Genomic DNA, 21,730 nt, shown 5'->3' with positions numbered 1-21,730 from the left:
CCCGTGGGTTCATCGAGGAGAACACGCTGTGAGCAGTCGCCCCACTTTCGACCTGTCCCCTCCCACTCCGCTTCAGTTCGATGCACTGGCGGCCAAGCTGACCGCGGAAGAGCGCAAGGTGCTGCTGGATCACGGCACCGAGTCGCCGTTCTGTGGCGTGCTGCTGAGTGAAAAGCGCGCGGGCGTCTACGGCTGCCGGCTGTGCGGCCTGCCGCTATTCCTGGCCGGCAACAAGTTCGACAGCCGCACCGGCTGGCCGAGCTTCACCACGCCGTTCGACGAGACGCATCTGGCCTATGTGCGCGACAGCAGCTACGGCATGGTGCGCACCGAGATCCGCTGCGCCCGCTGCGGCAGTCACCAGGGCCATGTGTTCGACGACGGTCCGCCGCCGACGCACCAGCGCTACTGCATCAATTCGGTGTCGCTGGAGTTCGTCGCCGACACCGATCCGCTGCCGGACAAGCTGGGACGCGGCGCCCCCGAAGGCGCGGTGTGGAACCTGTTCGCCAGCTGATTCCTTCATCCTTGCCCTCAGGACACGTCCATGCCTCTGAAGTCGCGTTATAGCCGACCCGTCTGGCTTGCCTCTGGTGTACGCACACCCTTCTCCAAAGTGGATGGCGCGCTGGCCTCGCACGATGCCATCGCACTGTCGGTACCGGTGGTGCAGCACATGCTGGCCAGCCTGCCCGAGGGCAAGCGGCCGGATTTCGCGGCGTGGGGCGCGGTCGTGCCCAACCTCACCTGGAGCAATATCGCGCGCGAAGTGCTGATGGACGCTGGCGCGCCCGCCACCATCCCGGCGTTCTCCACCATCATGGCGTGCTCCACCAGCATGATCGGCATGATCGAAGCGGCCGGCATGCTCGACGACGACAGTCTGCAGCTGGCCCTGGTCGGCGGCGTGGATAGTCTCAGCCGCATCCAGCTGGGTCTGCCGCAAAGCCTTTCCGATTGGATCCGCCAGTTCCAGAAGGCGCGCTCGGTCGGCGAGAAGGTCTCGCACGCGCTCACGCTGAAGCCGGGCGACGTTCGCTTGTATATCCCGGGCATCGTCAATCGCACCTCGGGCCTGAGCATGGGCGAGCACACCGAGATCACCGCCAAAGACTGGCATATGCGCCGCGAGGATGAAGATGCCTGGGCGCTCGGCAGTCACCAACGCACCGTGGCGGGCTGGAACAGCGGTTTCTTCGATGATCTGGTGATACCGGTGGGCGACTTCCGCCGCGACAGCATTCCGCGCGCGGACAGCACGCTGGAGAAGCTGGCCAAGCTCCCGCCAGCATTCGACCGCACAACCGGAGAAGGCACGTTGACCGCGGGCAATTCATCGCCACTCACAGACGGCGCTGCCGGCTTGTGGGTATCGAGCGAGAAAGGCCTCGATCGCCTACCGTCCCACGTGCCACGCGTGAAGCTGGTCGACTGGGAGATCGCCGCGGTCGACTTCCGTGTGGAAGGCCTGCTGATGGCACCGGCGTTCGCGATACCCAAGCTGCTGGCTCGCCACAACCTGCGTTATGACGATGTGGCCTTGTGGGAAATCCACGAAGCCTTTGCGGCGCAGGTGCTGTTCCACATGGCTGCCCTGGAAAGCCGCGAGTTTCTCGCGCGCAAGGCAGGCGTGGAGCGCGACTTCGGCCCGTTCCCGCGCGATCGCGTGAATCCGAACGGCGGCAGCCTGGCCATCGGTCATCCCTTTGGCGCCACGGGTGCACGCATCCTCAGCCAGGCGGTGAAGGAGCTCGCGGCGCAACCTGCGGGCACGCTGGCCATTGTCAGCATCTGCGCCGATGGTGGTCAGGGAACGGTGGCCCTGCTCGAAGCAGGCTAAGCGATCGGCGACGCCGCTTGCTACGATGCTCCCACTTTTGACAGGGGGAGCATCATGGCATTGCAGCGTTCGCTTTTCACCGCCGCCATCGCCGGCTTGCTATGCGCAGCCAGCGCATCGGCCGCCGACACCAAGCCAGCGAGCGACAAAGACTTTGTCGCCTACGATCAACCACTGATCGCCTTCACCCACGCCACGGTGATCGATGGCACCGGCGCTAAAGCCGCGCGCGACCAGACCCTGGTGATCGACCACGGCCGCATCGTGGCCCTGGGCAAGAGCAGCAAGGTGAAGCTGCCCGTGGATGCCAAGGTGATCGACGCGAAGGGCAAGACGCTGATGCCCGGCTTCGTGATGGTGCACGAGCATATGTTCTATCCGGCCGGCGGCGCCGAATACAACGAGATGAGCTACAGCTTTCCCCGCCTCTATCTCGCCGGCGGCACCACCACCATGCGCACGGCCGGCTCGATGATGCCGTATGCCGACATCAACGTGCGCGACGCCATTGCCAAGGGCACGGTGATCGGCCCCGACATGGACGTGACCGGCCCCTATCTCAACGGCCCGGGCCTGCCGATTCCCGCGGTGCATGTGCTGAGCGGTCCGGACGACGCCGAACGCACGGTCAACTACTGGTCCGACGAAGGCGTCACCTCGTACAAGGCCTATATGCAGATCAGCCGCGATGAACTGAAGCGGGTGATCGATACGGCACACGAGCGCAAGGCCAAGGTGACGGCGCATTTGTGTTCGGTGACCTACCGCGAAGCGGTGGACATGGGCATCGACAACCTGGAGCACGGCTTCTTCGTCGCCAGCGATTTCGTCAAGGACAAGCAGCCTGATCAGTGTCCGAAGAGCCCGGGCGTCAACGACTCGCTGGCCGCCGTCGATCCGAAGTCGGCCGACGTGAAGCTGCTGATGCGCGACATGATCAACCACCACGTGGCGCTTACCTCCACGCTCACGGTATTCGAAACCTTTGTACCGAACCGACCCAAGGCACCGCAGGGTGCGCTCGACTTGATGCTGCCGGAAGTGCGTGCCCAGTACGAGAAAGTCTGGAACCGGGTGCAGACCACGAAGGGGCACATGGCACCGGAGACCTACCTCAAGCTCGCCCGCATGGAAAAGCAATACGCCGACGCCGGTGGCTTGCTGCTCGCCGGCACCGACCCCACCGGCTACGGCGGCGTGGTACCGGGATATTCGGCAAAGCGCGAAGTGGAACTGCTGGTGGAAGCGGGCTTCGGTGTTGAGCAAGCGGTGAAAGTCGCCACCTCCAATGGCGCCAAATATCTGGGCCGCGATGCCGATGTCGGCACGCTCGCCGTGGGCAAGCGCGCTGATCTGGTGGTGATCGATGGCGACCCGGCCAAGCACGTGGCCGATATCGAGCACATGCCGTTGGTGTTCAAGAATGGCGTGGGGTACGACACGCAGAGGATTTTTGACGCGACGCGCGACAGCGTGGGCTTGCATTGAGATATTGAGGCCGCGCCATCGGCACCAGCGTCCCTCACCGTCATTCCCGCGAAAGCGGGAATCCAGTGCCTTCTCGCAGCGAATTAAAGGCGCTGGATTCCCGCTTTCGCGGGAATGACGGTGAGGGGAGCGATGGCAAAGAGGTCTTGAACAGCCATCAGAAATAAACCTGCGCCCGCATCTCAAAAATCCGCGGATTCACCTGCAGCCTTCCCCTGTCACTGAAGGCCCACACATAGTTAGCCTGAAACTTCAGGTGCTCGCCGACGTACCAGTTCGCGCCAGCCGTCCAGTCGTGTTCCTTGCCGCCCGTGATGGCACCGTCGTTGAGATCCAGCTCGCTGTAGCGCACCGCCAGCTCCACGGCACCCCAGGCATGTGTGGGCCGCACGGCCTGCAGGTCGCGGCCGTTGTAGCGTCGATCGGCTACGTTGCCATCGCTGTAGAAGCGTGACTCACCGGTGAGCGTCCAGGTGGTGAACACATAGAAACCGTTCACGTCGACATCGGGCTTTCCGTTGGTGCGATCCGCCTGCGCCTGCAGATACTCGCCCTGCAGCGACCACGGCCCCTGGATCCACAGTGCCTCCAAGCCCTGGCGATCGACACTTTTGCTATAGGGCAGATTCCCCGTATCGACCAACCGCACCGGCGACAGGCCATCTTCCGGCCGCGCACGCAGGCGAGCCGAAGGCGGCACCGAACCCTCCTCGGCCCAGTCGAGTTTTTCGCGTGACGCGGACACACCCAGATGCAACACATGACCCGGCTTGTTGAGCGGTATCCACGCCGCGCGCGCAGCCCAGGTGCGCCCCGGGTTGTTGCCGTCCAGATCCTTGCGCCAGAAATAATCGCCGACATTGAGGATGAAATGCGGCCTCACCCACGCCCAGTCCAGACCTGCGCGACGACCTTCCCACACGGCCTGCGTGGGCAACGCGGTTTCCACGAAGGTGGTGGCCGATGAACTGGTTACGCCCTCGAAACCCACCGGCGTTTTCGAATAACCAAAGCGGAAGTTGCCGATGTCCTCTCCGATCACGCCACCGCTGCGAAAGCGCACGAACGTATCGACCCACTGCTTGGCCTGAAAATCGTACTGCACGATAGCGTCGTACACACCCGGCTTGCGCAGATAGAAACCGAAATAGCGACGCCGATTGGTGCTGGCGTCTTCGAACTTGCCGGCATCATTGGAAAACTGGTTGACGTCGTATTGATAGAGCACGGCCAGGCCGAAGTCCGTGCCGTCCGATGCACTCTCATGCGTGGGCCAATTGCTGTACACGTCATAGTTGTCCGCCAGACAAAACACCGGCCACGCGCATGCCAGCGCCAGCGCCAGCGTCAGCGTCAGCGCGCGACGAAAAGCGACGACAGTGCGTGCAGGGTCGGTGTTATGCATGGTCTCGCCTCCCAACGAGTGCAAAGCATGCTGTCCAATCGCCGGCATGGCGAGAAATGACTTTTGTGCATATGCACATGACGTGGGCGACTCCCCATCGCCCCCTTGGCTCGTCCCAATGTATCGGCACGCTGGAGCACTCCCCTGATCCACCTGCGTGACACCGCGACAACGCAGTCACGAAAGCTCGACGTGCCTGGCCGTACATCTGATCGTCAATAGCGGACTGGCAGGAGGGATGGCCGTGTATCCGACGCTCATCGTCCATAACGCGAAGATCCACACGGGCGTCGCGCATCGGCCTGAAGTCCAGGCGCTGGCGGTGAACGGGCGGCGCATCGCTGCCGTGGGCAGCAACGGGCAGATACGCTCGCTGGCCGGCCCCGCCACCTTGGTTATCGATGCGGGAAAGCGGCGGATCATCCCGGGATTGATCGACGCGCATCAGCACCTGGTTGCCACCGGCCTGGACTACAACCAGCAATTGCGCTGGGACGGCATACCCACGCTGGACGCCGCGCTCAACCTGCTGGCCGAACAAGTCCAGCGCACGCCGTCGCCCCAATGGGTGCGCGTGGTTGGCGGTTTCTGCGAACACCAGTTCGCCGAACAACGGCTGCCGACGCTGGACGAATTGAACCGCATCGCGCCATCCACGCCCGTCTATATCCAGCACCTGGAAGATCGCGCCTTGCTCAATGCCGCGGCGATCGCCGCCTGCGGCTACGACGGCCAGACACCCGACCCGCCCGGGGGCCATATCGAATGGGATAGCGCCGGCACCCCCACCGGCCTGCTGATCGCCACGCCCGCCACCGAGGTATTTCATCAGGCGCTCGCGCATGCACCGGTGCTGCCGCACGAATACCAGATCAACAGCCTGCGGCGGACCATGCGCGAACTCAATCGCCTGGGCGTGACCAGCGTGATCGATGCCGGCGCCGCGCACCTGCACTACCCGGACGACTACCGGGCACTGGAAGAACTCGCCCACCATCATCTGCTGACCGTGCGCGTCGCCTATCACCTGGCGGCGCATGCCGCCGGCGCGGAAACCGCCGATTTCCTGCACTGGTCCACCATCAATCACTACGGCGACGGCGATGAACTGCTCCGCTTCAATGGCGCAGGCGACGTGCTTGTGCACGCCGCCATGGACGACGATAACTTCCGCCAGCCGCCACCGGAGATGACCACGCAGACCGCGGCCGAACTGGAGGACATTGTGAGCAGGCTGGTAGCGCGCGGCTGGCCGTGGCGCATGCACGCGGTGTACGACGAAACCATCGGCATGGCGCTGGATGCGTTCGAGCGCGTGGATGCGGACATGACCTTGCGCTCCCTGCCGTGGTTTTTCGATGGCGCCGAGATGATCAGCCAACGCAACATCGAACGCGTCGCACGACTGGGCGGCGGCATCACCTTGCAGCCGCGCATGGCTTACCAGGGCGAGTACTTCCTCGAACGCCACGGCGCGGACGTGGCAGCGCGCACGCCGCCGATCCGCCGCATGCTCGACGCCGGCCTGCACTTGGGGCTGGGCTCCGGCGGCGCCGCGATCGCCAGCATGGATCCCTGGGCCACCCTGCATTGGTTGACGACGGGACACACGCTCGGCGGCAACACGATCTACCCACCGGATGAACGGCTCGATCGCGCCCAAGCACTGGCGCTGCACACCCGGGCCAACACCTGGTTCTCCGGCGAGGAGGGCGGCAAGGGGCAGCTGGATATCGGTCAGTACGCCGATTTCGCCGTGCTTTCGCAGGATTACTTCAGCGTGCCCGACGAAGAAATCCGGCAGACGGTCGCGGAACTGACCGTGATGGATGGGCGCGTGGTTTATGCCGAAGGCGATTTCCGCGCGTTCGATCTCGCACCGCCGATGCCACTTCCCGAATGGTCGCCGGTGAGCCATGGCAGCGGTGTCTGGCGAAATCAAAGGGATGCTGAGGCGGGTGCCGCCCCCTCTGCTCGCGACAGCAGTCGCGCTTCCCATTGAAGGCACACCCTGCTCACCGAAGCGTGCCTCGATGCCACGAATCATCCATGCTGCCTCAATCGTGTTTTGAAGGCACGCATGCGGCATAGGCAGGACGCACAGCGGCCGCGCATAGATTCGCAGGACCCCAGAGTCGCCCGGGCAACACGTTCGATCCCATCGAACGTGTTCATCGGAAAGCTGGCACGGCACCGCCCACGTTGACGCGCAAGATCTCCCCATCGACCACACACACGCAAGGGATCACGTCATGAACCGCTTCACCAACAAGACCATCCTCGTCACCGGCGGCAATAGCGGTATCGGCCTGGCCACCGCACAGGCCTTCGCCGCCGAAGGGGCTCGCGTCATCGTCACCGGCCGCGACCAGGCCGCGCTCGAGCAGGCCGCCGCCACGCTGGGCACGCAAGCGCTCGCCATCCGCAACGATGCCAGCTCAGTGGCTGGCGCCAAAGAACTTGCCAGCGCGCTGAGCGCCCAGGGCATCCGCCTCGACGGCATCTTCCTCAACGCCGGCATCGCCAAGCTCGCGCCGTTCGAAAGTGTGGACGAGTCGCTATGGGACCAGACCTTCAACGTCAACGTGAAGGGCCCCTACTTCCAGATCCAGGCGCTGCTGCCGCTGCTCAACAAGGGCGCGTCCATCGTGATCAATGGCTCGATCAACGCACACATTGGCATGCCGACGTCTTCGGTCTATGCCGCCAGCAAAGCTGCCGTGATCTCGCTGGCCAAGACCTTGTCGGCCGAACTGCTCCCGCTGGGCGCACGCGTCAATGTGGTGAGCCCGGGCCCGGTGGAAACGCCGCTCTACGGCAAGCTGGGCATGGATAAGGCCACACTGGAAGCCACCGCGGCGCAAATCCAGTCGCAGGTGCCGCTGGGCCGCTTCGGCACGCCAGCTGAAATCGCCTCGACCGTATTGCACCTGGTTGCGCCGGAATCGGCCTTTATCGTCGGCACCGAGATCATCACCGACGGCGGCATGAGCCAGCTGTAAGCCATCTGCCCGGCCGCACCCGCGGCCGGGCCTACCGAGGAGTTCAACATGAAGACCTTGCAGTGGATGCGCCGCCTTGCGGTGGCGTTGCTGGCTTCGCTTGCCCTTCAGGCAGCGTACGCCAAGACACCCGCCATCGAGCAACATACGGCCAACGCCAACGGCGTGCAGTTACATTATCTGCAGGCCGGCGAAGGCGCGGGTACCCCCGTGATCCTGCTCCACGGCTACGCCGAAACCAGCCATATGTGGCTGCCTTTGATCGCCAAGCTCGATGATCGTCGCACGGTGATCGCGCCTGACCTTCCCGGCGCCGGTGATTCGTCGATGCCCGCGACGGGCTACGACAAAAAGACCATGGCGCAGGACATCCATGCGCTGGTTCAACAGCTGGGCTATCGCAAGGTGAAGATCGTCGGCCATGACATCGGCCTGATGGTGGCCTACGCCTATGCCGCGCAATATCCCGATGAAGTGGACAGCATCGTGTTGATGGATGCCTTTCTTCCCGGCGTGGGCGACTGGCAGAAAGTGTGGCTGCTGCGCGACAAGTGGCATTTCAACTTCTACGGCGACACGCCGCTGAAGCTGGTCGACGGACGCGAGCGCATCTACTTCGAGCATTTCTGGAACGACTTTGCCGCCGACCCCAGGCACTCCATGTCCGAAACCGATCGCCAGTACTACACCCAGCAGTACGCGCGGCCAGGCCGCATGAAGGCCGGCTTCGAATACTTCCACGCCTTCCCGCAGGACGCTGAGGATTTCGCCGGCTTCGCCAAGCAGCCGCTGAGCATGCCGATGCTGGTGCTCGCCGGTGAAAAAGCCTCGGGCGATTTCCTCATCGCCCAGGCAAAACTGGTCGACACCCACGTGCAGGGCGTGATCATCAAGGGGTCGGGCCATTGGCTGATGGAAGAAGCACCCGCGCAAACCATTCCCGCGCTGGTCGGCTTCCTCAACAGCGACGCGAACGCGCAAGCCCAGCGCTGAGCTTCCCATGGCGGATCACGCGGCCGGCACGCGCCGGCCGCGTTCATGCAGCCGCGTCTCAGCCTGGCCAGGACGCCAAGGCCGCCAGTCACCGTGTTTTCTGGGAAAATCACCCCCATATCGCAGGCACGGCCAAGTCGGCAAACGGGTGGACTAGTGATAGAGCTGGTGGGTTTCGACGGTGATGACACGCTGTGGCACAGCGAGGGTTATTACCAGTCGGCGCATGGTGAATTCGAGCGCATCGTGGGCGAGTACGTCGATCTGGTCGATGTGCGCGTGCACGAGCGTCTGCTCGCCACCGAACGCCGCAACATCAAGTTGTTCGGCTATGGCGCCAAGGGCATGACCTTGTCGATGCTGGAATCGGCTATCGACATCACGGGCCAACGCATCAGTGCCGCCGATCTGCATCGCATCATCGAGCTGGGCAAGCAGGTCTTGGCGCATCCGGTGGATTTGTTGCCTGGCATCCGCGCCGCGGTGGAAGCTGTGGCGCAACATCACCGCGTGGTGCTGATCACCAAGGGCGACCTGTTTCATCAGGAACAGAAGGTCGCCAGCAGCGGGCTGGCGGATCTATTCCATCGCATCGAGATCGTTTCGGAGAAGGACGAGCGCGCCTATCGCAGCGTGCTGGACGAATTCCAGCTGACGCCGACACGTTTCGCGATGGTCGGCAATTCGCTGCGCTCGGATATCGCACCCGTGGTGGAGCTCGGTGGCTGGGGCGTCTACATGCCCTACCACGTGACCTGGGCACACGAGACCGATACGGATTTCGTGGACCACAGCTCGCGCGTGGTGCAGGTGGAGGGTCCCACCGGCATCGCCAGCGCACTCGAGGAGTTGCAAAACCGTGCAGTCGCCTGAGATCGACCTCGACCTGTCCATCGATGCCGGTTCCGCCAGCATCGAACAGGACCGCGCGCGCCTGCGCGACTTCGTCCAGGCGCATCCACGCCTGTTCGTACTCACGGGCGCCGGCTGCAGCACGGATTCAGGCATTCCTGATTACCGCGACACCAACGGCGGCTGGAAGCGCCCGCAGCCGGTGACCTATCAGGCCTTCATGGGCGAAACCGCCACTCGCCAGCGCTACTGGGCACGCAGCCTGGTGGGTTGGCGCCGCTTTGGCAGAGCGCAACCCAATGCCACCCATCGCGCGCTGGCGCGGCTGGAACAGCAGGGTCGCGTGACCACCCTGCTCACCCAGAACGTGGACGGATTGCACCAGGCCGCTGGCCACCAAAGCGTCATCGATCTGCATGGTCGACTGGATGAAGTGCGCTGTATGAGCTGCGACCTGCGCCTGCCCCGCGACACGTTTCAGCAGTCGCTGGTGCAACACAATCCCGCCTGGGCCCTGCTTGATGCGGGCGATGCGCCGGACGGCGACGCCGATCTGGACGGCCGCGATTTCACGCAGTTCGTCGTACCTCCCTGCCCGGCCTGCGGCGGCATCCTGAAGCCGGATGTGGTCTTCTTCGGCGAAAACGTGCCGCGCCATCGCGTTGACGCCGCCGTCACATCGCTGAACGACGCAGACGCGATGCTGGTAGTGGGTTCGTCCCTGATGGTGTTTTCCGGCTACCGCTTTGCAGCCGCAGCCGCGCGCGAGGGCAAACCCATCGCCGCCGTGAACCTGGGCAAGACCCGGGCCGACCCATTGCTCAGCCTCAAGATCGAACAATCATGCGCCGAGGCGCTGGCTTTCGTGTCATAGGGACGCGGCCGGATGCCGCTCGCGCATTGTGACCATTTGATGCAGAGTAGACATCCCGGTCGTGTGGAATCACTGCATGAATGCCAGGCTGCAACATCGCGCGACGCCGTCGCGGTCTTCCTCAGCCCACGCCAAGAGTGGGCCGGGCAAGCCATCCGAGTTCGAGCGGATCTGCGAGGCGTTGGACGGCTATTTCGACAAGGCATTCGAGGCGCGCAAGCGCCTGCTTGAACAACCCTACGAGCCCAAGCTGCTGCACGCCTGGCGCGTCAACCTGCGCCGTGTGACAGCCACGCTGAAAGACCTCGCCTCGCTCTCCGACGACGATCTGCGCGATGTGCTCGCCTATCTGCGATCCTGCCGCGAAAGCACCGGACAATCGCGCGACCTGGATATCCTCGCCCAGGAAACGCTGCCCGCCTTTCTCGGCAAGGACAACGCCAAGCTGCCCGGCGTCGACGCTGCCACCAAGGCCTTGTCCGAGCGTCAGCAACTGGCGCACAAGCAGGCCGTGGTCGAACTCAAGAAGCACAACCTGGCCGCGTCGCTGCAGTCATGGCGCCACTGGGTGCAAACGGTTGAACCGCCGACCGACAACCAGGTGCGCAAGGTGGCGGCTGCCGCCCTCCAGCAACGCTGGAATACCTTGAAGAAGCGCGCCAGCAAACTCGACGGTGGCCAGAAACGCCTGCATCGCCTGCGCAGCGCCACCAAAAAAATGCGCTACAGCATCGAGCTCTACCAGCACGCCTTCCCCAAGCAGGCGACTTCGGCCTGGCTCAAGCAGCTGACTGACCTGCAAAGCGGCCTTGGCCTGGCGCACGACCGCATGACGGGACGCACGCTGATACGCGATTTCCTCGTTGCGGAAGACACCCAGACCCTGCTCAAGCCGTTCCGCCAGTGGGGCAAGCGCACCGCGTTCCACGCCTCGGAAGAGGCCATGCATTCATTGGCGAAGCTGGAAAAGCTGAACTCTTTTTGGCGCAAGGCCGCGCACTGACGCTTAGCGCCTGGCGCGGAAAAACTCGCGCAACATGCTCGACGAATCATCCGCCAACAGCCCGCCCTCAACCGCAATGCGGTGATTGTGGCGATCGGAAACCAGCGTATCGAACACGCTGCCGGCGGCGCCGGTCTTCGGATCGGTTGCCCCATACACCACGCGCCCAATGCGCGCATGTACCAGCGCCATCGAACACATCGCGCACGGCTCCAGCGTCACGTACAAGGTGGCACCGGGCATGCGGTAGTTGGACAGTTTTTCGCCCGCGGCGCGCAGAGCCATGATTTCCGCATGGGCGCTGGGATCGTTCAGCGTGATGTTGCGGTTCCAGCCCAGCCCGATGATCTCCTCGCCCTGCACCAGCACCGCACCCACCGGCACCTCGTTTTCCGCATCACGCGCGTGCGCGGCGAGCTGCAGCGCACGGCGCATGTAGCGCTCGTCTGCGTCGGAAAACGATGGGGCCAACGATGGTGTCTGATCGGTCATCAAGAAGACTGTAAAGGCGTGCGAATCAGCCATTCTACTGCCTAGACCGCCGACGTGATCCCGATGACGAAATCGAGAAACGCGCGCAGCTTGGCCGACGGATGGTGACGCGAGGGATACAGCGCATAGAGCGGGAAGCGTTCGTCGGGCCAGTCCGGAAACAGATCCACCAACTTGCCATGCGTCACCAACGGCCCGGCAGCCACCGCCATCACCTGCGCGATGCCATAGCCGGCGACGCAGGCGCTGTGCATGCTGCCGCCGTCGTTGACCACCAGCCGCCCCGAGGTCTTCACCGATAGGCGCTTGCGCTTGCGATGAAATTCCCAGGGAAACGTGTGACCGGTCGCCGGATCGCGAAATTCGATGCAGACGTGCCGGTCGCCTTCCAGCTCCTGCGGGTGCGCAGGCCGCCCGTAGCGGCGCAGATAGGCCGGCGAGGCCACCGTGAGGATGCGCGTCTCCAGCAGCTTGCGGGCCACCAGGCTGGAATCGGGCGGCTCGCCGAAACGCACGGCCAGGTCGAAACCGTCGGCCACGATATCGCCCAGTTGGTCGCGCGTTGCCAGCTCCACTTCGAGGAGGGGGTGGGCCTCCATGAACTCGCCCACGCGCGGCGCCAGCACCAGCCGCGAGAACAGCGGGTCCATATGCACGCGCAGGCGTCCGCGCACCAGCGTGGCGCCTTCAGCCGCGCTCGCCGCAGCCTCTTCCAGCCCTGCCAGCAGGGGCATCACCTGCGCGTGGAACCGACGCCCTTCATCGGTGAGACGGACGGATCGCGTGGTGCGATCGAACAGCCGAATGCCGAGCCGCGCTTCAAGCCGCGCAATGGCACGGCTGACGCCGGGCGGCGACATGTCCAGCGCCTCGCCGGCGGCCGCAAAGCTGCCGCCATCGACCACGGCGGTGAACACGCTCATGCCGTTCAAGGTGCGCTCGTCGAAGGCCATGCATTCATGCCTTTTTGTCACTTATCCATTGTTATTGATGTTATCGCGAAACCAGTGGCCGGCGCGGAAAATCCTCATCCGAACGCGGTAAGCGCCGCCCTCTTGAGGATCCGATCATGTATGCAGTCATGGGAATCACCGGCCAGGTTGGCGGCCAGGTAGCGAATGAACTGCTGGCCGCCGGCCAGCGCGTACGGGCGATCGTTCGCGACAGCGCCAAGGCCGCTCGCTGGATCGAGCGCGGCTGCGACACGGCGATCGCCACGGCCAACGATCCCGACGCGCTGGCCGCAGCATTCGCCGATACGCGCGGCGTGTTTCTGATGATCCCGCCCGACTACGACCCTGCCCCTGGTTTTCCGGCCGTCCGGGAAATCATCGCCGCCGTACAGCAGGCCGTGAAAAAGGCATGTCCCGGCAAGCTGGTATATCTCTCCACCGTCGGCGCCCAGGTCGACACGTTCTCGCTGTTGAACAACGGCCGAATGGTCGAAACGGCGCTACGCGAACTGCCGCTGCCCACTGCTTTCGTGCGGGCCGCCTGGTTTATGGAAAACGCCGCATGGGACGTCAGCGCCGCTCGCGCCGGCTTGATTCCCAGCTTTCTGCAGCCGCTGGACCACGCCATCCCGATGGTCGCCACCGCAGACATCGCCCGCACCGTGGCAAGCACCCTGCTGGACACGTGGCAGGGTCCGCGCGTGATCGAGCTCGAAGGACCGCAGCGCTACTCCGCGCTGGACATCGCCAGCGGCTTCGCCGCCGCACTGGGCCGGCCCGTGCGCACCGAACCGGTGCCTCGAGGGAGCTGGGAAAACCTGTTTCGCACGCAAGGCATGCAAAATCCTGAGGCCCGCATGCGTATGCTTGATGGCTTCAACGAAGGCTGGATCGACTTCGAACGCGGCCAGGCCGGCTCGAGCAAAGCGTCGACGACGCTGGAACATGTGCTGCGCGAACTGGTCGAACGATCACCCTGATTCACGACTGACTAGGCAACCCTCATGACCACGAACACGCAGCAAACCGCTCTCATCGTCGGCGCCTCCCGCGGCCTGGGTCTCGCCTTGGCGGCTGAATACCTCAAGCGCGGCTGGCAGGTGATAGCCACCGTGCGCGGTTCGGCCAGCACGCCACTGCACGCACTCCAGGCCGAGGCCGGCCAGCGGCTGGAGATCGAACACCTGGACATCGACGCACCCGAGCAGCTCGCCGCGCTGCGTGCACGCCTGAAAGGCCGCGCACTGGACGTGCTGTTCGTCAACGCAGGCGTCGCCATCGAGGCAGACAAGCCCATCGGCGAAGTCAGCACCGGGGGCTTCACCCGCATGATGGTGACCAATGCGCTCAGCCCGATGCGCGTGATCGAAACGCTCGACTCGCTGGTGTCGCCCGGCGGCGCCATCGTCGTCATGTCGTCTGGCCTTGGCAGCGTGGCCAACAATATCGATGGCGGCTGGGAGTCTTATCGCGCCAGCAAGGCTGCGCTCAACACGCTCATGCGCAGCTACGCCTCCCGCCAGCCCGACCCCGGCCGCACCCTGCTGCTGATCGCACCGGGCTGGGTGCGCACCGACATGGGTGGCCCCGACGCGGCGCTGGACGTCAGCGAAAGCATTCCGCTGGTGGTGGATGTCGTGACCCAGCAGACCGGTCGCAGCGGCCTGCAATTTCTCAACCGGCTGGGCGAGACCATGCCCTGGTGAGTGCACTCAGGCCTGGATGTAGACCCAGGCATGTTTGCCCGACTTCAGGCGCACGGCGACACGCCGGTAGTCGGCGACCTCGTAGCGATCGGCCGCGGCCAGCTCGGCCGCGGTGATGCGGAACACCTTGCCGGCGACTTCGTCCGACGGGTCGTCGCTGGGCGCGACGATGGGGTGGAACTGCTCGCCGCTCTGGCGAAGCACCTCGGGATCGGTGATCTCGATCAGCGTCCGGCGGTAACCCGGCATGGCGTCATCGTCGCCCTCGAGCAGGCGTCCAAAAGACGCAAGCTGCACGCGCTCGAGCTGCAAGGTGCCGTAGGAGAACAACAGCTCATTGCGGGCCTCGTCGAACATCACACCATGCCTTTGATATCAATGGATTACGGCGACTTCCTGAGAAAGTCGCCGCCGCCCCGATGACCGGAACTCACTCCCACTCAATGGTTGCGGGCGGTTTGCCACTGATGTCATAAACGACACGAGAAACACCACGCAACTCATTGATAATACGATTGGAAACCTTGCCAAGGAAGTCATACGGCAAGTGCGCCCAATGCGCTGTCATGAAGTCGATCGTCTCCACGGCACGCAGGGCAATCACCCATTCGTAGGCACGGGCATCGCCGACCACGCCCACCGACTTCACCGGCAGGAACACGGCGAAGGCCTGGCTGGTCTTGTCGTACAGATCCCAGGCCCGCAGCTCTTCGATGAAGATGGCGTCGGCGCGGGCCAGCAGCTCGGCGTATTCGGGCTTCACTTCACCCAGGATGCGCACGCCCAGGCCGGGGCCCGGGAACGGATGGCGATAGACCATGGCACGCGGCAGGCCGAGTTCCACGCCGATGCGGCGCACCTCGTCCTTGAACAGCTCGCGCAGCGGCTCGACCAGCTTGAGCTTCATGTGCTCCGGCAGGCCACCCACGTTGTGGTGGCTCTTGATCACGTGCGCCTTGCCGGTCTTGCTGCCGGCGGACTCGATCACGTCCGGATAGATGGTGCCCTGGGCCAGCCACTTCACCTGGCCGTGGCCGGCGTTGGTGACCTTGGCCGATTCCTCGTCGAAGATCTCCACGAACAGGCGGCCGATGATCTTGCGCTTGGCTTCCGGATCGGCCTCGCCTTCCAGCGCCTTGAAGTAGCGCTCGGCGGCGTTGACGCGGATCACCTTCACGCCCATGTGCTCGGCCATGGTGGCCATCACCTGGTCGCCTTCGTTCCAGCGCAGGAGGCCCGTGTCGACGAACACGCAGGTCAGCTGGTCACCGATGGCCCGATGCAGCAGCGCGGCCACCACGGACGAATCCACGCCGCCGGAGAGGCCGAGCAGCACGTGATCGTTGCCGACCTGCTCGCGCACGCGGGCGATCTGGTCTTCGATGATGTGCGCGGCGGTCCATAGCGTCTGGCAGCCGCAGATTTCCGTGACGAAACGCTTAAGCAGCGACGTGCCCTGCTTCGTATGCGTCACTTCCGGATGGAATTGCACGCCATACCAGCGCTTGTCTTCGTTCTCCATCACGGCGACCGGAATGCGGTCGGTGGTGCCGGTGATGACGAAGCCCGGCGGCGCCTTGGCCACATGGTCGCCATGGCTCATCCAGACGTCCAGACGATGCGCGCTGTCGTGGTCGCTCAGGCCGGCAAACAGGCGGCTGGTCGGCGCGATATCCACTTCGGCGTGACCGAACTCGCGTGCGTCGGCGGCCTCGGTGGCGCCACCCAGCTGCGCAGCCAGCGTCTGCATCCCGTAGCAGATGCCCAGGATCGGCAGCTTGGAATCGAATACTTCCTGCGGCGCCTTGGGCGCCCCCGGCAGCGTGGTCGATTCGGGACCGCCGGACAGGATGATGCCCTTGGCGCCGAACGCAGCGATCTCGGCCGGGTCGTGGTCCCACGCCCAGATTTCACAGTAGACGCCGATCTCGCGCACGCGGCGGGCAATCAACTGCGTGTACTGCGCACCGAAGTCGAGGATGAGGATTTTGTCGCTATGGATGTCGGTCACGATCCGGCTCCGGTGCGCTGCAGGCTTGCCCTGCCCGCGCTTGATTCAGTGAATGCGAAGGCGACGCGCGTTGGCGTCGCCTCCCGTTAAAACGAATGCGCCGGCCATCAGGCCGGCGCGTATCCCTCAGGAATTGAGCCGGTAATTCGGCGCTTCCTTGGTGATCTGGATGTCGTGCGGGTGCGCTTCGGTGACGCCGGCGCCGGTCACCTTCACGAACTGCGCGTTGTTGCGCACATCGTCGACCGTGGCGGCACCGAGGTAACCCATCGAGGCACGCAGGCCGCCGATCAGCTGGTGAATGATGTTGCGCAGCGAACCGCGGTACGGCACACGGCCTTCGATGCCTTCGGGCACCAGCTTGTCGGCGTCCGCTTCGTCCTGGAAATAGCGATCCTTGGAACCCAGCGCCATCGCGCCCAGCGAACCCATGCCGCGGTAGCTCTTGTACTGGCGACCCTGGAACAGCTCCACATCGCCCGGCGATTCTTCGGTACCGGCAAACATCGAACCAAGCATCACGGTAGATGCACCGGCGGCGAGCGCCTTGGGGATGTCGCCCGAGTAGCGGATGCCGCCATCGGCGATCAGCGGGATTTCGTCCTTCAGTGCCGTAGCCACCAGATCAATGGCCGTGATCTGAGGCACGCCGACACCAGCGACAACACGCGTGGTGCAGATCGAGCCCGGACCCACGCCCACCTTGACCGCATCGACGCCGGCATCAAGCAGCGCACGCGCCGCTTCGCCGGTGACGATATTGCCGGCGATCACCTGCACCTGCGGGTAGCGCTTCTTCACCCAGCCGGCGCGGTCGATCACGCCCTGCGAATGACCATGCGCGGTGTCGACCACCAGCACGTCCACGCCGGCATCTACCAGCGCCTCGATACGCGCCTCGGTATCGCCGCCCACGCCGACTGCCGCGCCAACCAGCAGGCGCTCGAGGCGATCCTTGGCGGCGTTCGGGTTGTCGCGGGCTTTCTGGATGTCCTTGACGGTGATCAGGCCACGCAGCTGGAAGTCGTCGTTGACGACCAGCACTTTCTCGATGCGGTGCTTGTGCAGCAGCTGCAGCACTTCGTCCTGGCTGGCGCCTTCACGCACCGTCACCAGCTTCTCCTGGCGGGTCATGATGTTGCGCACGGGATCTTCATGCTTGCGCTCGAAGCGCAGATCGCGGCTGGTGACGATGCCGACCAGCTGTTCGCCGTCCACCACCGGCACGCCGGAGATGTTGTGCGCGCGGGTCAGCTGCAGCACTTCGCGAATGGAAGTATTCGGGCCAACCGAAATGGGGCTGCGAATCACGCCGGCTTCGAACTTCTTCACCAGGCGCACTTCGGCGGCCTGCTGCTCGGCGGTCATGTTCTTGTGGATGATGCCGATGCCGCCTTGCTGGGCCATGGTGATGGCGAGGCGGGCTTCGGTGACCGTATCCATGGCGGCGGACACGATGGGGATGTTCAGGCGCAGGTTTCGGGTGAGCCGCGTGGAAGTATCTACATCACGTGGCAGAACGGCCGAATGAGCCGGAACGAGGTAAACATCGTCGTAGGTGAGAGCCTCGGCGAGGATGCGCATGCGTTTTGTCCCGCTGCAAAGAGGAGATTATACGCAGAAGGCTTTTGGCCCGCCACTCTTTGCATGAACGGAATGTCGCAGCCCCGCCCTTTGTGGGAGCGCACCCTGTGCGCGACTGCAACGTTGCGGCGTGTCGCTCCGTAGGTTTGTCGCGCACAGGGTGCGCTCCCACAAGGAAGCGGTTCAGCCTTGGCGAGCAGCGTCGCGCGCGTCCGCCGCTTCCAGCGTGTTTTCCAGCAGCGTCGCCACGGTCATGGGACCGACGCCGCCCGGCACCGGCGTGATCCAGCTCGCGCGTTCGGCGGCCGTGGCGAAGTCCACGTCGCCTACCAATCGGCCGTCTTCCAGTCGATTGATGCCCACGTCAACCACCACCGCGCCCGGCTTGATCCATTCGCCCTTGACCAGGCCCGGACGGCCGACGGCGACGATCACGATATCTGCCTGGCGCACGAAGCCTTCCAGGTCGCGGGTGAACTTGTGGCAGCAGGTGGTGGTGCAACCGGCAATCAACAATTCCAGCGCCAGCGGGCGGCCCACGTGATTGGAAACGCCGACCACCACTGCGTGCTGACCGCGCACCGGACGATCGGAATGGCCGAGCAAGGTCATCACGCCACGCGGCGTGCACGGACGCAGGCCGAAGCGACGCAAGGCCAGGCGACCGACGTTGACAGCCTGGAAGCCATCCACATCCTTGCCCGGATCAATCCGATCGACCAGCGCGTCCTCGTCGATGTGGTCGGGCAGCGGCGACTGCACCAGGATGCCGTGCACGGCCGGATCGGCATTGAGCTGGTCGATCAATGCGATCAGTTCTTCCTGGCTGGTGCGCGAGGGCAAGTCGAAATCGAACGAACGGAAGCCCACCTGATGGCAGGCTTTGCGCTTGTTGCGTACATAGACTGACGAGGCCGCGTCGTCGCCCACCAGCACCACGGCGAGGCCGGGCACGTCCAACCCCTTGGCCGAGCGCTCCGCCACCCGGCGCCCGATCCGATCCATCAGTTCCTGCGCGATGCGTTTGCCGTCGAGGATACGTGCGCTCATGATCGGGGCTGCCTGCAAAGGAACGTATTATCCCGGCTAGACCGCATGCATACAAACGAGACCGAATGGCTGACACAACGCACCTGATCGCCCCGCTCGAACTGGACGCAAACGGCATACGGTTGCGTCCATGGCAGGCCGACGACGCGCAGGCCCTGTTCGAGGCCACCCGCGAATCGATCGCCGCGGTGGGGCCATGGCTGCCCTGGTTGCATGACGGCTACACGCGGGAAGACAGCACCCAATGGATCGCCGACTGCCAGGCCGGCCGTGAGCGCGGGGAGGCCCATGCCTTCGGCATCTTCGACGCGCAAGGCCGCGCGCTGGGCGACGTGGCGCTCAATCGCATCGATCCCAAGCGTGGTAGCGCGAATCTGGGTTACTGGGTGCGCCAGTCGGCCCAGGGCCAGGGCGTCGCCACGCGTGCGGCCCGCGCCTTGGCCGAGTTCGGCTTCGACGTCTTGGGCCTGGTACGCATCGAGATCGTCATCGCCGTCGACAACGTGGCCAGCCGGCGCACCGCCGAACGCCTGGGCGCCCTTTTCGACGGCATCTCGCCCAACCGCATCATCCATCGTGGCGTGGCTGCACCCGCCGCGGTGTATTCGCTGCTGCCGCCGGAGCGCAATGAACCGTCACCGGGACCGGTGCTCGAAGACGGCGATCTGCGCCTGCGCCCATATCACCCCTCCGACCTGCATGCCCTGCACGCCGCCCTGCACGAGTCGATGGCCACCATCGGTCGCTGGCAGGACTGGTGCACGCCGGCGTACAGCCTGGACGACGCCCGCCATTGGATTGCGAAGACCCGGCTGGCCTGGCAGGGCGCCGGCGACGAATGCGCGCTGGTCATGGCCGATCGCGCCAGCGACGAGCTCATCGGCAGCATCTCGCTCAACCACTGGCAGCCCGAATACGGCATGGCCAATCTTTGCTACTGGGTGCGCCAGACGCGCCAGGAGCAAGGCGTCGCCACTCGCGCCGTGCGCCTGCTGGCACGGCACGCGCTGCAGGCCACGGATCTGCGCCGCCTGGAAATCGTGGTCGCCGCAGACAATCAGGCCAGTCGCCGTGCCGCCGAAAAGGCAGGCGCGCAGTTTGAAAGCATCGCGCGCCAACGAATCATGCTGCGCGGTGAGCCGCGCGATGCGGCCATCTATTCGCTGATCGCCAACGACTTGCGCTGATCAGCCTGCCGCGGCGCAGAGCTGCACCAGATCCTCGTAGCCGTGGAAGGTGGCGCCATCGCCGCAGCCCGGGCAACCCGGATCGCGCGGCAGCCTCGTTTCGCGGAAGCGCATGGCCAGTGCATCGAAATTCAGCAGGCGCCCGACCAGCGGTTCGCCGATATCGAGGATGAGCTTGAGCGCCTCAGTGGCCTGCAGCAAACCCACGATGCCGGGCAACACGCCAAGCACGCCGGCCTCGCTGCAGTTGGGCGCATCCGCGGCCGCAGGCGGCTCGGGGAACAGGCAGCGATAGCACGGCGAGTCCGAGCGACGCGGATCGAATACGCTCACCTGTCCGGTGAAACGCTCCACGGCACCGTAGACCATGGGTAGCCGCAAACGCCGGGAGGCTGCCGCAATCAGATAGCGTGCGGGAAAATTATCCGCGCCATCGATCACCAGGTCGTGATCCGCCAACAGGCGCTCCACGTTGTCGGCCTGCAGACGTTCATTGCGGATTTCCACACGCACGCGCGGATTGAGCGCAGCCAGCGCGATGCGCGCCGACTCGGTCTTGGCCATGCCGACGCGCGCATCGGCGTGTATGACCTGTCGGTGCAGATTGGATCGCTCAACGCGATCGTCGTCGATCAGGGTGAGCTGCCCCACGCCGGCCGCTGCAAGATAAAGCGCAGCCGGCGCACCGAGGCCGCCTGCACCGAGCAAGGCCACACGTGCCGATGCCAACTTCGCCTGCCCTGCTTCACCTACCTGGGGCAACTGAAGTTGGCGTGCATAGCGTTCGGCGGCGTCGCTATCCAGTGCACCTAGCGCTACTGGCAGACCTTCCGCCTTCCATCGCTGGAAACCGCCGGCCACTGAGAACACCTGCTGGTAACCCATGCGCTGCAGCGCTTCGGCGGCGAGCAGCGAGCGTTGGCCGCTGCCGCACAGGAGCAGCACCGGATGCTCGCGATCGGGTACCAGTTGCTCGATGCGCAGTTCAAGGAAGCCGCGCGAGACACCGACGGCGCCCACTGGCAAGCCGCTGGCACGTTCACCGTCTTCGCGCACATCGATCAGGAAACTGCCTTGCGCCTGCCGGGCCAGCGCCTCGGCGGGGGATATCTCGGCAATGCTGGCGCGCAGGGAGGCCAGCCAGCTGTCGCGGTTGAGGCTCGTCATCGCGCTAGCTTACTCCAGCCCCGCCGCCCTCTGTCTTCTGTGGGAGCGCACCCTGTGCGCGACTGTGCGGAGCGCGGCAACCAAGTGTCCTGACGCGAGTTGCACGAACCGAGGTACAACGAT

At 64.6% G+C, this 21,730-nt stretch carries 20 protein-coding genes; 12 read left to right on the top strand and 8 right to left on the bottom strand.

Annotated features, from left to right (window positions below; genetic code table 11):
* Positions 1–28 precede the first annotated feature (28 nt).
* The 3 genes from msrB to AC1DMY_RS09055 are packed head-to-tail and all read left to right on the top strand — an operon-like array spanning position 29 to position 3,328.
* On the top strand, positions 29–517 hold the full coding sequence (gene msrB, locus AC1DMY_RS09065; protein ID WP_477164617.1) for a peptide-methionine (R)-S-oxide reductase MsrB: 489 nt from the start codon (positions 29–31) through the stop codon (positions 515–517).
* A 30-nt stretch (positions 518–547) separates the two neighbouring features.
* Positions 548–1,840: a thiolase family protein gene (locus tag AC1DMY_RS09060; RefSeq protein WP_477164616.1), complete on the top strand. Its 1,293-nt coding sequence runs from the start codon at positions 548–550 to the stop codon at positions 1,838–1,840.
* Between the two features lie 54 nt (positions 1,841–1,894).
* On the top strand, positions 1,895–3,328 hold the full coding sequence (locus tag AC1DMY_RS09055) for an amidohydrolase family protein (RefSeq protein ID WP_477164615.1): 1,434 nt from the start codon (positions 1,895–1,897) through the stop codon (positions 3,326–3,328).
* A gap of 157 nt (positions 3,329–3,485) precedes the next feature.
* On the opposite strand, the gene AC1DMY_RS09050 is transcribed toward AC1DMY_RS09055, so the two are convergent.
* On the bottom strand, positions 3,486–4,733 hold the full coding sequence (locus AC1DMY_RS09050; protein ID WP_477164614.1) for an OprO/OprP family phosphate-selective porin: 1,248 nt from the start codon (positions 4,731–4,733) through the stop codon (positions 3,486–3,488).
* Between the two features lie 238 nt (positions 4,734–4,971).
* Between AC1DMY_RS09050 and AC1DMY_RS09045 the strand changes: the two genes are divergently transcribed.
* The 6 genes from AC1DMY_RS09045 (at position 4,972) to AC1DMY_RS09020 (ending at position 11,457) form a co-directional block, all read left to right on the top strand.
* On the top strand, positions 4,972–6,735 hold the full coding sequence (locus AC1DMY_RS09045; protein WP_477165006.1) for an amidohydrolase: 1,764 nt from the start codon (positions 4,972–4,974) through the stop codon (positions 6,733–6,735).
* Between the two features lie 250 nt (positions 6,736–6,985).
* Positions 6,986–7,735, top strand: a complete 750-nt coding sequence (locus tag AC1DMY_RS09040; protein ID WP_477164613.1) for an SDR family oxidoreductase — start codon at positions 6,986–6,988, stop codon at positions 7,733–7,735.
* A 48-nt stretch (positions 7,736–7,783) separates the two neighbouring features.
* Positions 7,784–8,728 (top strand): alpha/beta fold hydrolase, encoded by a 945-nt coding sequence (locus AC1DMY_RS09035; RefSeq protein WP_477164612.1) that lies wholly within the window; start codon positions 7,784–7,786, stop codon positions 8,726–8,728.
* Positions 8,729–8,884: 156 nt separating this feature from the next.
* Positions 8,885–9,601, top strand: a complete 717-nt coding sequence (locus AC1DMY_RS09030) for an HAD family hydrolase (protein ID WP_477164611.1) — start codon at positions 8,885–8,887, stop codon at positions 9,599–9,601.
* 40 nt (positions 9,602–9,641) lie between these two features.
* Positions 9,642–10,454, top strand: a complete 813-nt coding sequence (locus AC1DMY_RS09025) for an NAD-dependent protein deacetylase (RefSeq protein WP_477165005.1) — start codon at positions 9,642–9,644, stop codon at positions 10,452–10,454.
* 76 nt (positions 10,455–10,530) lie between these two features.
* Positions 10,531–11,457 carry a CHAD domain-containing protein gene (locus tag AC1DMY_RS09020; RefSeq protein WP_477164610.1) on the top strand — a complete coding sequence of 309 codons (927 nt, stop codon included), beginning with the start codon at positions 10,531–10,533 and terminating at the stop codon, positions 11,455–11,457.
* A gap of 3 nt (positions 11,458–11,460) precedes the next feature.
* On the opposite strand, the gene tadA is transcribed toward AC1DMY_RS09020, so the two are convergent.
* On the bottom strand, positions 11,461–11,949 hold the full coding sequence (gene tadA / locus AC1DMY_RS09015; protein ID WP_477164609.1) for a tRNA adenosine(34) deaminase TadA: 489 nt from the start codon (positions 11,947–11,949) through the stop codon (positions 11,461–11,463).
* 41 nt (positions 11,950–11,990) lie between these two features.
* Positions 11,991–12,902: a LysR family transcriptional regulator gene (locus tag AC1DMY_RS09010; RefSeq protein WP_477164608.1), complete on the bottom strand. Its 912-nt coding sequence runs from the start codon at positions 12,900–12,902 to the stop codon at positions 11,991–11,993.
* 116 nt (positions 12,903–13,018) lie between these two features.
* Between AC1DMY_RS09010 and AC1DMY_RS09005 the strand changes: the two genes are divergently transcribed.
* Complete coding sequence (locus AC1DMY_RS09005; protein WP_477164607.1) at positions 13,019–13,882, top strand: NmrA family NAD(P)-binding protein; 864 nt, start codon at positions 13,019–13,021, stop codon at positions 13,880–13,882.
* A 24-nt stretch (positions 13,883–13,906) separates the two neighbouring features.
* Positions 13,907–14,608 carry an SDR family NAD(P)-dependent oxidoreductase gene (locus tag AC1DMY_RS09000; RefSeq protein WP_477164606.1) on the top strand — a complete coding sequence of 234 codons (702 nt, stop codon included), beginning with the start codon at positions 13,907–13,909 and terminating at the stop codon, positions 14,606–14,608.
* A gap of 6 nt (positions 14,609–14,614) precedes the next feature.
* Here AC1DMY_RS09000 and AC1DMY_RS08995 read toward each other — a convergent pair whose 3' ends face one another.
* The 4 genes from AC1DMY_RS08995 to folD all read right to left on the bottom strand — a co-directional run bounded on the left by AC1DMY_RS08995 (position 14,615) and on the right by folD (position 19,253).
* Positions 14,615–14,965 carry a gamma-glutamylcyclotransferase family protein gene (locus tag AC1DMY_RS08995; RefSeq protein ID WP_477164605.1) on the bottom strand — a complete coding sequence of 117 codons (351 nt, stop codon included), beginning with the start codon at positions 14,963–14,965 and terminating at the stop codon, positions 14,615–14,617.
* A 73-nt stretch (positions 14,966–15,038) separates the two neighbouring features.
* Positions 15,039–16,619, bottom strand: a complete 1,581-nt coding sequence (gene guaA, locus AC1DMY_RS08990) for a glutamine-hydrolyzing GMP synthase (RefSeq protein WP_477164604.1) — start codon at positions 16,617–16,619, stop codon at positions 15,039–15,041.
* Between the two features lie 126 nt (positions 16,620–16,745).
* On the bottom strand, positions 16,746–18,203 hold the full coding sequence (guaB, locus tag AC1DMY_RS08985; RefSeq protein WP_426268967.1) for an IMP dehydrogenase: 1,458 nt from the start codon (positions 18,201–18,203) through the stop codon (positions 16,746–16,748).
* 183 nt (positions 18,204–18,386) lie between these two features.
* Positions 18,387–19,253, bottom strand: coding sequence for a bifunctional methylenetetrahydrofolate dehydrogenase/methenyltetrahydrofolate cyclohydrolase FolD (gene folD / locus AC1DMY_RS08980; RefSeq protein WP_477164603.1), 867 nt, complete (start codon positions 19,251–19,253; stop codon positions 18,387–18,389).
* A 65-nt stretch (positions 19,254–19,318) separates the two neighbouring features.
* Here folD and AC1DMY_RS08975 point away from each other — a divergent pair, with 65 nt between their 5' ends.
* Positions 19,319–20,440, top strand: coding sequence for a GNAT family N-acetyltransferase (locus AC1DMY_RS08975; RefSeq protein ID WP_477164602.1), 1,122 nt, complete (start codon positions 19,319–19,321; stop codon positions 20,438–20,440).
* Here AC1DMY_RS08975 and moeB read toward each other — a convergent pair whose 3' ends face one another.
* Positions 20,441–21,607 (bottom strand): molybdopterin-synthase adenylyltransferase MoeB, encoded by a 1,167-nt coding sequence (gene moeB, locus AC1DMY_RS08970; protein ID WP_477164601.1) that lies wholly within the window; start codon positions 21,605–21,607, stop codon positions 20,441–20,443. It lies immediately after the preceding gene.
* Positions 21,608–21,730: the final 123 nt, after the last annotated feature.

It is taken from the genome of Dyella sp. 01L423 (genome assembly GCF_056399945.1).
Note: the sequence above shows the minus strand (reverse complement) of the source record. Positions and strands in the feature narration are given on the sequence as shown.

What these genes read in the sequence shown, in the direction of transcription:
- folD (WP_477164603.1), bottom strand. Translation starts at nt 19,253, where the DNA reads ATGAGCGCACGTATCCTCGACGGCAAACGCATCGCGCAGGAACTGATG.
- AC1DMY_RS09035 (WP_477164612.1), top strand. Translation starts at nt 7,784, where the DNA reads ATGAAGACCTTGCAGTGGATGCGCCGCCTTGCGGTGGCGTTGCTGGCT.
- AC1DMY_RS08995 (WP_477164605.1), bottom strand. Translation starts at nt 14,965, where the DNA reads ATGTTCGACGAGGCCCGCAATGAGCTGTTGTTCTCCTACGGCACCTTG.
- AC1DMY_RS09005 (WP_477164607.1), top strand. Translation starts at nt 13,019, where the DNA reads ATGTATGCAGTCATGGGAATCACCGGCCAGGTTGGCGGCCAGGTAGCG.
- tadA (WP_477164609.1), bottom strand. Translation starts at nt 11,949, where the DNA reads ATGACCGATCAGACACCATCGTTGGCCCCATCGTTTTCCGACGCAGAC.
- AC1DMY_RS09055 (WP_477164615.1), top strand. Translation starts at nt 1,895, where the DNA reads ATGGCATTGCAGCGTTCGCTTTTCACCGCCGCCATCGCCGGCTTGCTA.
- AC1DMY_RS09060 (WP_477164616.1), top strand. Translation starts at nt 548, where the DNA reads ATGCCTCTGAAGTCGCGTTATAGCCGACCCGTCTGGCTTGCCTCTGGT.
- AC1DMY_RS09040 (WP_477164613.1), top strand. Translation starts at nt 6,986, where the DNA reads ATGAACCGCTTCACCAACAAGACCATCCTCGTCACCGGCGGCAATAGC.
- AC1DMY_RS09020 (WP_477164610.1), top strand. Translation starts at nt 10,531, where the DNA reads ATGAATGCCAGGCTGCAACATCGCGCGACGCCGTCGCGGTCTTCCTCA.
- AC1DMY_RS09045 (WP_477165006.1), top strand. Translation starts at nt 4,972, where the DNA reads ATGGCCGTGTATCCGACGCTCATCGTCCATAACGCGAAGATCCACACG.
- AC1DMY_RS09000 (WP_477164606.1), top strand. Translation starts at nt 13,907, where the DNA reads ATGACCACGAACACGCAGCAAACCGCTCTCATCGTCGGCGCCTCCCGC.
- guaB (WP_426268967.1), bottom strand. Translation starts at nt 18,203, where the DNA reads ATGCGCATCCTCGCCGAGGCTCTCACCTACGACGATGTTTACCTCGTT.
- AC1DMY_RS09050 (WP_477164614.1), bottom strand. Translation starts at nt 4,733, where the DNA reads ATGCATAACACCGACCCTGCACGCACTGTCGTCGCTTTTCGTCGCGCG.
- AC1DMY_RS08975 (WP_477164602.1), top strand. Translation starts at nt 19,319, where the DNA reads ATGGCTGACACAACGCACCTGATCGCCCCGCTCGAACTGGACGCAAAC.
- moeB (WP_477164601.1), bottom strand. Translation starts at nt 21,607, where the DNA reads ATGACGAGCCTCAACCGCGACAGCTGGCTGGCCTCCCTGCGCGCCAGC.
- AC1DMY_RS09010 (WP_477164608.1), bottom strand. Translation starts at nt 12,902, where the DNA reads ATGGCCTTCGACGAGCGCACCTTGAACGGCATGAGCGTGTTCACCGCC.